Annotated in this window: 9 protein-coding genes; 8 read left to right on the top strand and 1 reads right to left on the bottom strand. The window is 72.3% G+C overall.

Features of this window, described 5'->3' with window-relative positions; translation table 11 throughout:
- The first annotated feature begins 3 nt into the window (after positions 1 to 3).
- The 3 genes from HNR68_RS23665 (at position 4) to HNR68_RS23655 (ending at position 4,700) form a co-directional block, all read left to right on the top strand.
- Positions 4 to 2,637: a valine--tRNA ligase gene (locus HNR68_RS23665; protein ID WP_179723940.1), complete on the top strand. Its 2,634-nt coding sequence runs from the start codon at positions 4 to 6 to the stop codon at positions 2,635 to 2,637.
- 168 nt (positions 2,638 to 2,805) lie between these two features.
- The gene (gene folC / locus HNR68_RS23660) at positions 2,806 to 4,173 is read left to right on the top strand and encodes a bifunctional tetrahydrofolate synthase/dihydrofolate synthase (protein WP_179723939.1); all 1,368 of its coding nucleotides are present in this window, start codon (positions 2,806 to 2,808) and stop codon (positions 4,171 to 4,173) included.
- A gap of 71 nt (positions 4,174 to 4,244) precedes the next feature.
- Entirely contained in the window at positions 4,245 to 4,700 is a 456-nt protein-coding gene (locus HNR68_RS23655) for a DUF4233 domain-containing protein (RefSeq protein WP_343050362.1), read from the top strand.
- Positions 4,701 to 4,703: 3 nt separating this feature from the next.
- Here the strand turns inward: HNR68_RS23655 and HNR68_RS23650 are convergent, their stop codons facing one another.
- Positions 4,704 to 5,807: a zinc-binding dehydrogenase gene (locus HNR68_RS23650; RefSeq protein ID WP_179723937.1), complete on the bottom strand. Its 1,104-nt coding sequence runs from the start codon at positions 5,805 to 5,807 to the stop codon at positions 4,704 to 4,706.
- 616 nt (positions 5,808 to 6,423) lie between these two features.
- On the opposite strand from HNR68_RS23650, the gene ndk reads away from it, so the two are divergent.
- The 5 genes from ndk to HNR68_RS23625 all read left to right on the top strand — a co-directional run bounded on the left by ndk (position 6,424) and on the right by HNR68_RS23625 (position 13,749).
- Complete coding sequence (gene ndk / locus HNR68_RS23645; protein ID WP_179723936.1) at positions 6,424 to 6,834, top strand: nucleoside-diphosphate kinase; 411 nt, start codon at positions 6,424 to 6,426, stop codon at positions 6,832 to 6,834.
- A 5-nt stretch (positions 6,835 to 6,839) separates the two neighbouring features.
- Positions 6,840 to 7,379 carry a GNAT family N-acetyltransferase gene (locus HNR68_RS23640; RefSeq protein ID WP_343050361.1) on the top strand — a complete coding sequence of 180 codons (540 nt, stop codon included), beginning with the start codon at positions 6,840 to 6,842 and terminating at the stop codon, positions 7,377 to 7,379.
- A gap of 57 nt (positions 7,380 to 7,436) precedes the next feature.
- Positions 7,437 to 9,401, top strand: a complete 1,965-nt coding sequence (locus HNR68_RS23635; protein ID WP_179723935.1) for a TIGR03960 family B12-binding radical SAM protein — start codon at positions 7,437 to 7,439, stop codon at positions 9,399 to 9,401.
- A 252-nt stretch (positions 9,402 to 9,653) separates the two neighbouring features.
- The gene (locus HNR68_RS23630; RefSeq protein WP_179723934.1) at positions 9,654 to 10,448 is read left to right on the top strand and encodes a TIGR03936 family radical SAM-associated protein; all 795 of its coding nucleotides are present in this window, start codon (positions 9,654 to 9,656) and stop codon (positions 10,446 to 10,448) included.
- Between the two features lie 166 nt (positions 10,449 to 10,614).
- Entirely contained in the window at positions 10,615 to 13,749 is a 3,135-nt protein-coding gene (locus HNR68_RS23625) for a translation initiation factor IF-2 N-terminal domain-containing protein (protein ID WP_179723933.1), read from the top strand.
- Positions 13,750 to 13,803 lie beyond the last annotated feature (54 nt).

Genomic DNA, 13,803 nt, shown 5'->3' with positions numbered 1-13,803 from the left:
CCTGTGACTCAGACCCATGCCGCTCAGCAACGTGAACTTCCGTCGACCTGGAATCCGGCCGACGTCGAGGCCGAGTTGTACCAGCGCTGGGTAGACGCCGAGTACTTCGTCGCTGACCCCAAGAGCGGCAAGCCGCCGTTCTCCATCGTCATCCCGCCGCCGAACGTCACCGGCAGCCTGCACATCGGGCACGCCTACGAGCACACCCAGATGGACATCCTCACCCGGCGTCGGCGGATGCAGGGCTACGAGGCGCTGTGGTTGCCCGGCATGGACCACGCCAGCATCGCGGTGCAGGCGCTCGTCGAGCGGCAGCTCCGCGACGAGGGCATCGACCACCGCGAGCTCGGCCGGGAGGGCTTCCTGGACCGGGTGTGGCAGTGGAAGGAGAAGCACGGCGGGGCGATCCTGGACCAGATGAAGCGCCTCGGCGACAGCGTCGACTGGACGCGCGAGCGCTTCACCATGGACGCCGGGCTCTCCCGCGCGGTGCAGACGATCTTCAAGAAGCTCTACGACGACGGCCTCATCTACCGGGCCGAGCGGCTGGTCAACTGGTCGCCGGAGATGCGCTCGGCGATCAGCGACATCGAGGTGGAGCACAAGGAGGTCGACGGCGAGCTCGTCTCCATGCGCTACGGCGACGGGGAGAACTCGATCGTCGTGGCCACCACCCGGGTCGAGACCATGCTCGGGGACACCGCGGTCGCGGTGCACCCCGACGACAACCGCTACAAGCACCTCGTCGGCAAGGAGATCGAGCTGCCGCTGACCGGCCGCACGATCCCGGTCGTCGCCGACGAGCACGTCGACCCGGAGTTCGGCACCGGCGCGGTCAAGGTCACCCCGGCGCACGACCCGAACGACTTCGAGATCGGCAAGCGGCACGACCTGCCGATGCTGACGATCATGGACGAGCAGGGCCGCATCGCCCACACCGGCACCCAGTTCGACGGCATGGACCGCTTCGAGGCACGGGTCGCGGTGCGCGAGGCGCTGCGGGAGCAGGGCCGGATCGTCGACGAGAAGCGCCCGTACCGGCACAGCGTCGGGCACAGCTCCCGCTCCAAGGAGCCGATCGAGCCGCGGCTGTCGTTGCAGTGGTTCGTCAAGGTCGGCCCGCTGGCCAAGGCGGCCGGGGACGCGGTCCGCGACGGCCGGGTCAAGATCCACCCGCCGGAGATGGCCAAGCGCTACTTCGACTGGGTCGACAACCTGCACGACTGGGCCATCTCCCGGCAGCTGTGGTGGGGCCACCGGATCCCGATCTGGTACGGCCCCAACGGCGAGGTCGTCTGCGTCGGTCCGGACGAGGAGCCGCCGTCGGGCGAGGGCTGGCACCAGGACGAGGACGTGCTGGACACCTGGTTCTCCTCGGGCCTGTGGCCGTTCTCCACGATGGGCTGGCCGGAGGACACCGAGGACCTGCGCACGTTCTACCCGACCAGCGTGCTCGTCACCGGCTACGACATCCTCTTCTTCTGGGTCGCCCGGATGATGATGCTGGGCCTGTACGCGATGGACGGCGTCGAGCCGTTCAAGACGATCGTGCTGCACGGCATGGTCCGCGACGCGCACGGCAAGAAGATGTCCAAGTCCGCGGGCAACACGGTGGACCCGCTGGAGTGGATGGACACCTACGGCACCGACGCGCTGCGCTTCACGCTGGCCCGCGGCGCCAACCCGGGCACCGACTCGCCGATCAGCGAGGACTGGGTGGCGGCGTCCCGCAGCTTCTGCACGAAGCTGTTCAACGCCACCAAGTTCGCGCTCATGAACGGTGCGCGGGTGCCGGAGCGGCTGGCCGACCGCGCGGAGCTCACCGACGCCGACCGGTGGATCCTGGACCGCGTCGACCAGCTGGTGTCCGATGTGGACGCCCTGCTGGAGGACTTCCAGTTCGCCAAGTCCACCGAGGCGCTCTACCACTTCACCTGGGACGAGTTCTGCGACTGGTACCTGGAGCTGTCCAAGGTCCAGCTGGACGCCGGCGGCGACCGGGCGGAGCGCACTCGCGAGGTGCTCGGCCACGTGCTCGACGTGCTGCTGCGCCTGCTGCACCCGACGATCCCGTTCATCACCGAGATGCTGTGGACGGCGCTGACCGGCCGCGAGTCGGTGGTGGTCGCGGAGTGGCCGAAGCCGTCCGGGGCGGTGGCCGACGAGGCGGCCGCGCAGCGGATCGCCGCGGTGCAGAAGCTGATCACCGAGATCCGCCGGTTCCGGTCCGACCAGGGCCTCAAGCCGGGCCAGCGGGTGGCCGCCAACCTCAGTGGCGTCGCCGAGCTCGGGCTGGCCGACCACGTGCCCGCGGTGCGGTCGCTGGCCCGGGTCACCGAGCCCGGCGAGGGCTTCACCTCCTCGGCGTCCCTCGAGGTCGGGCTGACCGGTGGCAACGTCACGGTGGAGCTGGACCTCTCCGGGGCGGTGGACATCGCCGCCGAGCGCAAGCGCCTGCAGAAGGACCTGGCGGCGGCGGAGAAGGAGCTGGCAGGCACCGACAAGAAGCTGTCCAACCCGGCCTTCCTGGACAAGGCCCCGGCCGAGGTGGTGGACAAGATCAAGGCCCGCCGCGAGGCGGCCCAGGCCGAGATCGAGCGCATCACCGCCCGCCTGGAGGCCCTGCCGCAGGCCTGATCGACTCCGAGCGCGCCAGGGGCGCTTCCCGCCGGTCCCCCGGTGGGAGGCGCCCCTCGTCGCGTCGGGCGCGGGGCCTCCGGGGCGGGACGGGTCTTCGCCGGGTGGCCGGGAGCGGAGACGTAGACTGACCTCGACGAACCCGTCGTTTCGCAGGGGAGTGGGCACGTGTCCGGCATCGATCCCGCCGCGCTGCAGGAACTGCGCGCCGTGGAGTCCGAGCTCAACGAACGCTGGCCGGAGACCAAGATCGAGCCGTCGCTGGACCGGATCCGGGCGCTCACCGACCTGCTCGCCGAGCCGCAGCGCAGCTACCCGGTGGTGCAGATCGCCGGCACCAACGGCAAGTCGTCCACCTCGCGGATGACCGACGCGCTGCTGTCCGAGCTCGGCCTGCGCACCGGCCGCTACACCAGCCCGCACCTGCAGCTGGCCACCGAGCGGATCAGCATCGACGGCAAGCCGATCAGCCCGCAGGCCTACGTGGAGGCGTTCCGGGACGTCGCGCCGTACGTGTCCATCGTGGACGACCGCAGCGACGTGAAGATGAGCAAGTTCGAGGTGCTCACCGGGATGGCCTACGCGGCCTTCGCCGACGCCCCGGTGGAGGCGGCGGTGGTCGAGGTCGGCCTCGGCGGCAGCTGGGACGCCACCAACGTCGCCGACGCCAAGATCGCGGTGGTCTGCCCGGTCGCGCTGGACCACGCCGACTACCTCGGCGACGACCTCGCCCAGATCGCCGCGGAGAAGGCCGGCATCATCAAGCCCGGGTCCATCGCCGTGGTCGCCGCCCAGTCCCCGGCGGCGCAGGAGGCGATCCTCGCCCGCGTCGCGGAGGTGGACGCCACCGTGGCCCGCGAGGGGCAGGAGTTCGGCGTGCTGTCCCGGACCGTCGCCGTCGGTGGCCAGGTGCTGCGGCTGCAGGGCCTCGGCGGCGTCTACGACGAGATCTTCCTGCCGCTGCACGGCGAGCACCAGGCGCGCAACGCGGCGCTCGCGCTCGCCGCGACCGAGGCGTTCTTCGGCGCCGGCGCCGACCGGCAGCTCGACGTCGAGCGGGTCCGCGAGGCCTTCGCCGGCGTCGTCACGCCGGGTCGCCTGGAGCGGGTGCGCTCCGCGCCGACCGTGCTGGTGGACGCCGCGCACAACCCGCACGGCGCCCGCGCGCTGGCCGACGCGCTCAGCTCGGAGTTCTCCTTCCGGCGGCTGGTCGCCGTGGTCGGCGTGCTCGGCGACAAGGACGCGCGCGGCATCCTGTCCGAGCTGGAGCCCGTGGTCGAGGAGGTCGTGCTGACCCGCAACTCCTCGCCGCGCGCGCTCGACCCCGACGCGCTGGCGGGCCTGGCCAAGGACGTCTTCGGTCCGGAGCGCATCGTGGTCGAGCCGCGACTGGACGACGCGGTGGAGACCGCGGTCCAGCTCGCCGAGGAGACCGACGACCCCGGCGAATCGGTGTCCGGCGGCGGCGTGGTGATCACCGGCTCGGTCGTCACCGCGGGCGAGGCCCGCGCCCTCTTCGGCAAGGACCCGGCATGAGCACCCCGGCCGCGGGGAACCACGGAACGCACGACACAGCCCCGCGCGGGGGTCCTCGGAGAGGCGGAACTGTGAGCGACGAGAAGGAGCCCGAGCAGGCGAGGGGCCTGCCGGAGGCGCCGCCCGGCGTGCGCGACCCGTGGAAGGGCCTGCGCGGGGTCATGGCCGGCACGCTGGTGCTGGAGTTCGTCACCTTCATGCTGGCGCTGCCGGTGGTCTGGCGGTTCGGCGGCGGGGTGTCCAGCGCCGGGTTCGCCATCGTCACCGCGCTGGCCGTGCTCATGCTGGTCGCCGCGTTCGTGCAGCGCCGCCCGTGGGGCCTCACCGTGGCGCTCGTCCTGCAGGGCGCGATGGTCCTGTGCTTCTTCGTGCACCCCTCGGTGGGGATCATGGGCGCGATCTTCGCCGCGGTCTGGGGCTACATCCTGCACCTGCGCAACGACGTCGCGCGCCGCATGCGCGAGGGCCAGCTCTACGACCAGCTCGGCCACCCGCCCGGCTACCCGCCGGAGGGGCAGGCCGAGTGACGCTCACGCGCTGATGTCGACGACGGCGCGGCCGACGGTCTCGCCGCGGTTGAGCGCGTCGTAGGCCTCCTGGACCTGGTCGAAGGAGTAGCGGCGGCTGATGGCGTCCTGCGGGCGGAGCAGGCCGCGCGCCACCAGGTCGAGCAGGATGGGCATGTCGCGGCGCGGCTTGGCGCCGTAGGAGCCCTTGATCTGCAGCTTGCGGCGGGCGATGGTGGCCAGGTCGAACTCGCCGGTGGTGCCGCGGGCGGCGATGCCGACCACCACGACCTGCCCGCCCTCGACCACCGAGTCGCGCGCGACGTTGAACGTCGGGACCGCGCCCAGCGCCTCGAAGGCGACGTCCACCCCGCGCCCGCCGGTGAGCTCGCGGATGGCCGCCGGGGCGTCCACCTCCGCCGAGTTGACCACGTGCGTGGCGCCGAGCTCGCGAGCCCCGGCCAGCTTCTCGTCGCTGATGTCCACCGCGATGACCATCGACGCGCCGAACACCGACGCCAGCTGGATGAGCGCCGAACCGACACCGCCCGCCGCGACCACCGCCACGGTGTCGCCGACGTGCAGGTCCGCGGCGTGCCGCAGCGCGCCGTAGGCGGTCATGGTCGAGCAGCCCACCGAGGCGACGTCGCTGAGCGCCACGCCCTCGGGCACCCGGTAGACCGAGGTCGCCGGGGTGACGCACCGCTCGGCGAGCCCGCCCATGGAGTACATCCACACCGGTTCGCCGTCCGGCCGGAACAGCCGGGTCTCGTCGTCGTAGAGCCGCCCCTTGCCCCGGTTGAACTCGAAGAACCGCTGGCAGATCTCCTCGTTGCCGCGCGCGCACTGCGCGCACTGGCCGCACGGCATGATGAAGCTGGTGACCACGGGGTCGCCCACCGCGAGCCCGTCGACGCCGGGACCGACCTCGGAGACCACGCCGGCGACCTCGTGCCCCAGCACCGCCGGGGCCGGGAACGGCAGCTCGCCCTTGAGCACGTGCAGGTCGGTGTGGCAGGCGCCGCAGGAGCGCACGTCGATGGCGACCTCGCCGGCCTTCGGCGTCGGGTCGGCGAGCTCCTCGATCCGCATCGGCTGGTTCGCGGCGATGTGCACGGCAGCGCGCATACGGGCCTCCTCGTCAGACCGGCCAGTCGGTTTGGCGGTGAAGCTATCGCGCCGCACCGCCGCGCGCCAGGGTCGAGCCGGGGGCTGTGCCCGCCGTGCGTGGGCACCAGAGGGGGCGATCGCTGAGGCACCACCTGCCCGTGAGCAGCACCGATCGAGTGCCTCGGTGGAGGTGGAAGTAGGAGGGAGGGAGATGCGTCAGCCGGGAACGCCTCGTCGACCTCTTCGATGGTCGGAAAGCGCACCGACACCTCGGCGCAGATCGGTGGGGTGATCCGAGCGGACCGTCGTCACTTCGTCGCTCGCACGCCACTGCCGTGGTCGGCTGCCTTCGCGGCTGCCCAGTGCTCCCTGAACCACCGCAAGAAGGGAGGCGAGGGGCGATCGCCCCCCCGCCCGACTTCGGCATCGGCGCCCACGCGGCAGTGAGTCGGCCGCGCGTGCTCACGCGAGACGCGCGGCGCTACCGCACGTGCTTCCCCACCGTGGACCTGGTCGCGCCGGAGTGACGCTGCCCCGGCGGCGGGCGTCTCACCTGCATCGATACGCTGGCGGGCGGAACGGGCGCGGTGCGCGGCGAGCACCCGGCGCCCCGAGGTCACGAAGGAGGACAACCGTGAGCGAGCGCACCCTGGTGCTGGTCAAGCCCGACGGGGTCGAGCGCGGCCTGGTCGGCGAGGTGATCAGCCGGATCGAGCGCAAGGGCCTCAAGCTGGTCGCGCTGGAGCTGAAGCACGTCGACCGCGAGCTGGCCGAGCAGCACTACGCCGAGCACGACGGCAAGCCGTTCTTCGGCTCGCTGATCGAGTTCATCACCTCCGGCCCGGTCGTGGCGGCCTGCGTCGAGGGCCCGCGCGCCATCAGCGCGTTCCGCCAGCTGGCCGGCGGCACCGACCCGGTGGACAAGGCCGCGCCGGGCAGCATCCGCGGCGACTACGGCCTGGAGGTCCAGTACAACCTCGTGCACGGGTCCGACTCGCCGGAGTCCGCCGAGCGCGAGCTCAAGCTCTGGTTCCCGGAGCTCTGACTGTCGTGACCGACATCGATCCGGACGGCTTCGTCACCGGACCGCACCGGGTGGACACGCCCCACCCGGACCTGGTCGGGGCGTTGGCCGACCTGTGGGGCCGGGTCACCGTGGCCGGTGGGGCGGTCGGGTTCAGCCCGACCGACCCGCTGGAGGAGCTGCGCGCCGCGGCCGAGCGGCTGGTGGAGGACGTGCGCAGCAAGAAGGCGCACCTGCTCACCATCGGCCAGCAGCACGTGCTGGCCGGGATCGCGGTGCTGCGCCGGCGCGAGCTGCCGGTCCGCAAGCACACCGGGGAGCTCGCCCTGCTCGCGGTCGACCCGGTGCTGCAGGGCCGCGGCTGGGGCACGCAGCTGCACGACGCGGTCCTGGTGCAGGCGCAGGCGCTCGGCCTCGAGAAGGTGGACCTGGTCACCCGCAGCGGCCACGGCGTGGAGCGCTTCTTCGAGCGCCTCGGCTGGGTCGAGCGGGGCCGCTGGCCCGGCGCCGTCCGCGTGGGGCCCGAGGACGTGCGGGACGAGGTCTGGCTCACCCGGGACGTCTGACACATCGGTGAAGCGCCCCCGGCCCGTCGACCGGGTCGGGGCATCTACCCTGGTTGGGTGCGTGTGGAGTCCGTTTTCGACAGGTTGGAACCGCTGCTGTCGCGCGTGTCCAAGCCCGTGCAGTACGTGGGTGGGGAACTCAACGCGACGCTGAAGGAGTGGGACGACACCGCCGTCCGGTGGTGCTTGATGTACCCCGACGCCTACGAGGTCGGGCTGCCCAACCAAGGCGTCCAGATCCTCTACGAGATCCTCAACGAGCAGCCGGACGTGCTGGCCGAGCGCACCTACTCGGTGTGGCCGGACCTCGAAGAGCTGATGCGCGAGCACGGCATCCCGCAGTTCACCGTGGACGCGCACCGCCCGGTCGGTGCCTTCGACGTGCTCGGCGTCAGCTTCGCCACCGAGCTGGGCTACACGAACCTGCTCAGCGCGCTCGACCTGGCCGGGATCCCGCTGCACGCCACTGACCGCACCGACGACCACCCGATCGTGCTCGCCGGTGGGCACGCGGCGTTCAACCCCGAGCCGATCGCCGACTTCCTGGACGCGGCCGTGCTCGGCGACGGCGAGGAAGCCGTCCTGGAGATCACCGACGCGATCCGCCGCTGGAAGGCGGAGGGGCAGCCGGGCGGCCGCGACGAGCTGCTGCTGCGGCTGGCCGAGTCGGGCGGTGTGTACGTGCCGAAGTTCTACGACGTCAGCTACCGCGAGGACGGCACGATCGACCAGGTGGTGCCCAACCACGAGCGCGTGCCGTACCGGGTGTTCAAGCGCACCACGATGGAGCTCGACGACTGGCCGTACCCGAAGAAGCCGCTGGTGCCGCTGGCCGAGAGCGTGCACGAGCGGATGAGCGTGGAGATCTTCCGCGGCTGCACCCGCGGCTGCCGGTTCTGCCAGGCCGGGATGATCACCCGCCCGGTGCGCGAGCGGTCCATCGAGGGCATCGGCGAGATGGTGCAGCGCGGCCTGGAGGCCACCGGGTTCGAGGAGGTCGGCCTGCTGTCGCTGAGCTCGGCCGACCACTCCGAGATCGCCGAGATCACCAAGGGGCTGGCCGACCGCTACGAGGGCACCAACACCGGCCTGTCGCTGCCGTCCACCCGGGTGGACGCGTTCAACATCGACCTGGCCAACGAGCTGTCCCGCAACGGCCGCCGCTCCGGGCTGACCTTCGCGCCGGAGGGCGGCAGCGAGCGGATCCGCCGGGTGATCAACAAGATGGTGTCGGAGGAGGACCTCATCCGCACCGTCTCGGCGGCCTTCGCCAACGGCTGGCGGCAGGTCAAGCTGTACTTCATGTGCGGTCTGCCCACCGAGACCGACGAGGACGTGCTGCAGATCGCCGACATGGCCAAGGAGGTCATCCGCGTCGGCCGCGAGGTCTCCGGGCGCAAGGACATCCGCTGCACGATCTCCATCGGCGGGTTCGTGCCCAAGCCGCACACCCCGTTCCAGTGGGTGTCCCAGGCCGACCCGGACACCATCGACTCGCGGCTGCGCAAGCTGCGCGAGGCGGTCAACTCCGACCGCAGCCTCGGCCGCAACATCGGCATGCGCTACCACGACGGCAAGCCGTCCATGATCGAGGGCCTGCTGTCCCGCGGTGACCGCCGGGTCGGCCGGGTCATCGAGCGGGTGTGGCGCGAGGGCGGCCGGTTCGACGGCTGGAACGAGCACTTCTCCTACGAGCGGTGGGTGTCCTGCGCGGCGGCCGAGCTGGAGCCGCTGGGGGTGGACATGGACTGGTTCACCACCCGGGAGCGGACCGAGCACGAGGTGCTGCCCTGGGACCACCTCGACTCCGGTCTGGACAAGGAGTGGCTGTGGGCGGACTGGCAGGACGCGCTGGACGCCCGCGAGCAGGACGACTGCCGGTGGACCCCGTGCTTCGACTGCGGGGTGTGCCCGACCATGGGCACCGACATCGAGGTCGGTCCGTCGGGGCGCACGCTGCTGCCCATCTCGCCGGTCGGACAGGGTTCCCCGGTCCGCAACCCGGCCTTCCACCAGCCCTGACAGCGCTGGTCAGAGCCCCCGGCTCGGGGTGCCCGGCGGTTCCGCCGGACCGGCGGGCACCCGGGTCGGGGCTCGGTGGGAGACGTTCGCCGCGGCACTGCCCCGGCACGGAATTTTGGCCCGCAGGTGTTGTCACGCTGCGGTTGAGCGAGCAAGCATCGGCATCGGGGCGGTCGGCGGACCGCCGATGACGATCATGGTCGGGAGGGCATCCTGAGTCGGCGAGATCACCCGAATCCCTCGGCTGCACCGGTGCAGAAGCTGCGGCTCCGCTACGCCAAGCGCGGGCGGCTGCGGTTCACCTCGCACCGGGACGTCGCGCGCGCCTTCGAGCGCGCCCTGCGGCGGGCCGGGGTACCGATGGCGTATTCCCAGGGCTTCAGCCCGCACCCGAAGGTGTCCTGGGCGGGCGCGGTGCCCACCGGGGTGTCCAGCGAGGCCGAGTACGTGGAGCTCCAGCTCGTGGAGCGCGTCGACCCCGACGTGCTGCGCGCCGAGCTCGACGCCGCGCTGCCCGACGGGCTCGACGTGCTCGCAGCGGTCGAGGCGCGGCCGGGCGCGCTCGCGGACCGGCTCGAGGTGAGCCGGTGGCGGATCGACCTGCCCGGCACCGACGTGGACGAGCTGCGCTCCGCCGTGGAGAAGCTCATGGCGGCGGACAGCGTGCCGGTGGAGCGGATGACCAAGGACGGTCGGCGCACCCTCGACGCGCGTGCGGCGCTGCTCAGCGCAGAAGTGCACGACGCCCACCAGCTGGTCGCGCAGAGTGATCAAAAAAGTGCTCTGACCGCCCGGGTGGACGATTGGCCGAAGGCCTCTGGACCGTATGGGATACTTGTAACGGTCGTGCGGCAGACAACACCGGTCGTACGACCCGACGACGTACTGAGCGCCCTGCGTGTCGTCGCCGGTCTGGCACCGTCGGCCGCCGCGAGCGCGACCCGGCTGGAACAAGGTCGGCTCGACGACGGTGGCGGCATCGCCGACCCGTTGGCCCAGGACTCAGGCGCCGACCGGAGTCCGGCGGGGGAGACCGCAGCCGGGTGACGATCGGCGCGGACGTCGCCGACCCGCCGTGTGACTCCCCGGCCTCAAGGGCCCGGGGCGGAGGGACCACCAGAATTGCCGCCGCCCGCGGGCGACGGAGACCGAAGAACGCACATGCCTCTGTGCGGCCGCGTCCACCGGACGCGCCCGGGGGCGGAGGAGCTGGATGTTGAACACGGACACGCCCGCTGGGAGCGCCAGCGGGCAATCGCCCACACCTACCGGAGCAGAGCAGGGCACCATCGAGCTGCCCGCCAAGCTCCGCGTGCACGCGTTGGCCAAGCTGCTGGGCTCCAGCAGCCGGGAGGTCATCAACACGCTGGAGTCGATCGGCGAATCGGTTCGCAGCGCCCAGTCGAACATCACCCGGGAGGTGGCGCTGCGGGTCGTGCAGGCCATGAACCCGGACCTGCTGGCCGAGTCGGAGGCCTCGGCCGACGGTGAGCAGGCCGAGGGGGAGCAGGCCGAGTCCGCCCAGCCGGAGCAGACCGGGTCGGCGCAGCCGGAGGCCGCGGCCGAGAAGCCGACCCCGGCCGTGCCCACGCCGCAGTTCGCGCCGGCCAGCCCGAGCCCCGAGCCGGAACCGACGACGCCGACGAGCGGCGCGCAGGCCGGGCTGACGCCGGTCTTCGCCGCGCCGGAGGCCATGTTCCTGGCCCCGACGCCGCAGGAGCCCAAGCCCGAGCCGGAGCCCGCTGCGGCGGAGGAGCCGACCGAGACCGAGTCCGAGGCCCCGGCCGAGGCGACCGGGAGCGAGGAGGAGTCCGGGAGCTCGGGCTCCGGTCGCCGTCGCCGTCGGCGCGGGCGCCGGGGACGTGGCCGCGGGCGCGGCGCGGACGCCGAGTCCAGCAACGAGGGTGGTGAGTCGGAGACCACCGACACCGCCACCACCACCGAGGCCACCGGGACGACCGAGGCCACCGAGCAGCCCGCCGAGGAGGCCGCCGAGCAGCAGGAACAGCCGGCCGCCGAGTCCTCCAGCGGTGAGGGCGCGACCACGTCCACCCGGCGTCGTCGCCGCCGTCGTCGTCGCAAGGGTTCCGCCGACGACGACTCGGCCACCCGCGAGGACGATCCGCCGAACACCGTCGTGCACGTCCGCGAGCCGGCCCCCGAGACCCGGCAGGACAGCAGCGACGACGAGGTCCGCGCGGTCAAGGGCTCGACCCGCCTGGAGGCCAAGCGGCAGCGCCGCCGGGACGGCCGCGAGGCCGGCCGCCGCCGCGCCCCGGTGCTGTCGGAGTCGGAGTTCCTGGCCCGCCGCGAGTCGGTCGACCGCAAGATGGTGGTCCGGCAGAACGGCGACCAGACGCAGATCGCCGTGCTCGAGGACAACGTCCTCGTCGAGAACTTCGTGACCTCGTCCGGCTCCGGCTCGCTGGTCGGCAACGTCTACCTGGGCCGCGTGCAGAACGTGCTGCCCAGCATGGAGGCCGCCTTCGTCGACATCGGCCGCGGCCGCAACGCGGTGCTCTACGCCGGTGAGGTCGACTGGGACGCCGCCGGGCTGGCCGGCAAGGCCCGCCGCATCGAGCAGGCGCTGCAGACCGGTGACAGCGTGCTGGTGCAGGTCACCAAGGACCCGGTCGGTCACAAGGGCGCGCGGCTGACCACCCAGATCAGCCTGCCGGGTCGCTTCCTGGTGTACGTGCCGGGCGGCGGCGCCACCGGCATCAGCCGCAAGCTGCCGGACACCGAGCGCAAGCGGCTCAAGGAGATCCTCAAGCGGATCGTCCCGGACAACGCCGGGGTGATCATCCGCACCGCGTCGGAGGGCACCAGCGAAGAGGCGCTGGACCGCGACGTGCGGCGGCTCCAGGCGCAGTGGGAGGTCATCAAGGAGAAGGCCGAGGCTCCCGGCGCCCAGGCCCCGCAGCTGCTCTACGAGGAGCCGGACCTGCTGATCAAGGTCGTGCGCGACCTGTTCACCGAGGACTTCTCGCAGCTGACGGTCCAGGGCGACGAGGCCTGGGACACCATCGAGGCCTACGTCCAGCACGTCGCGCCCGACCTGGCCCCGCGGCTGGTCAAGCACGTCGGCAAGAACGACGTGTTCACCGAGCAGCGGATCAACGAGCAGATCGCCAAGGCGCTGGACCGCAAGGTCTGGCTGCCCTCCGGTGGCTACCTGGTGATCGACCGCACCGAGGCCATGACGGTCATCGACGTCAACACCGGCAAGTTCACCGGCTCGGGCGGCAACCTCGAGGAGACGGTCACCCGGAACAACCTGGAAGCGGCGGAGGAGATCGTCCGCCAGCTCCGGTTGCGGGACATCGGCGGCATCATCGTCATCGACTTCATCGACATGGTGCTGGAGTCCAACCGCGACCTGGTGCTGCGTCGCCTCACCGAGTGCCTGGGCCGGGACCGCACCCGCCACCAGGTCGCCGAGGTGACCTCGCTGGGCCTGGTGCAGATGACCCGCAAGCGGGTCGGCACCGGCCTGCTCGAGGCCTACAGCACCACCTGCGAGCACTGCCGCGGCCGTGGTCTGCTCGTGTCCACCGAGCCGATCCACCACCCGAACGGCGGCCACGGTGGGGGCAACGGCTCCCGCCGCAACCGCAACCGCGGCAAGCAGCACGACACCGAGCAGGCCGGCGAGGCCAAGGCGGAGTCGGCGAAGGCCGCGGAGAAGACCGAGTCGGCGAAGGCCGAGGTGGCCAAGGTCGCGGAGGCGGCGAAGGCGGCCGAGGCGAAGGCGGCCGCTGGGGAGTCCGAGGCGCAGTCGGCCAAGGCCGCCAAGCCCGAGCGGGCGAAGGCCGCGCAGCAGAAGCCGGAGCGGGCGAAGGCCGCGCAGCCTGAGTCGGAGAAGCCGAAGGCCGAGGCGGAGAAGCCGAAGGCCACGGAGCCCGAGCAGGCGAAGGTCGAGGCCGAGCAGCCGAAGGCCGAAGCCGCGAAGACCGAGCAGCCGAAGGCCGCGGAGCCGAAGGCCGAGCAGACCGAGACCGAGCAGCCGAAGGCCGAGCAGCCCCAGCAGCCGAAGCCGGAGGAGGCGAAGCCCGAGGCGGCGACGCAGGCCGAGCGGCCGGAGGTCGTCGCGACCCCGCAGCCGGCGGCCGCGCCGGAGCCGCGGAACGCGGTGGAGGTGGCGCCGAGCGCGAACGGTCGGCGGCGGAAGGCGACCCGCGCCGCGGGCAGCGCCGGGGCCCCGGTCGCGCCCCTGGTGATCGAGAAGCCCGCCGCTCCGGCGCAGGTGAACGACACCTCGCTGCCCGACGTCGCCCCGGCCGCTCCGGTCCGCCGGGCGGGCCGCCGGGCCGCGTCGCGCCCCGCTGGTCCGCCCGTCGAGAGCTGACCCAGCAGCTCCCCACCGAGGGCCGGTCCGTTCCCGAACGGACCGGCCCTCGGC

Source organism: Saccharopolyspora hordei, assembly GCF_013410345.1.
Classification (GTDB): domain Bacteria; phylum Actinomycetota; class Actinomycetes; order Mycobacteriales; family Pseudonocardiaceae; genus Saccharopolyspora; species Saccharopolyspora hordei.
The sequence above is the reverse complement of the archived record's forward strand: the minus strand, read 5'-3'. Positions and strand labels throughout refer to the sequence as shown.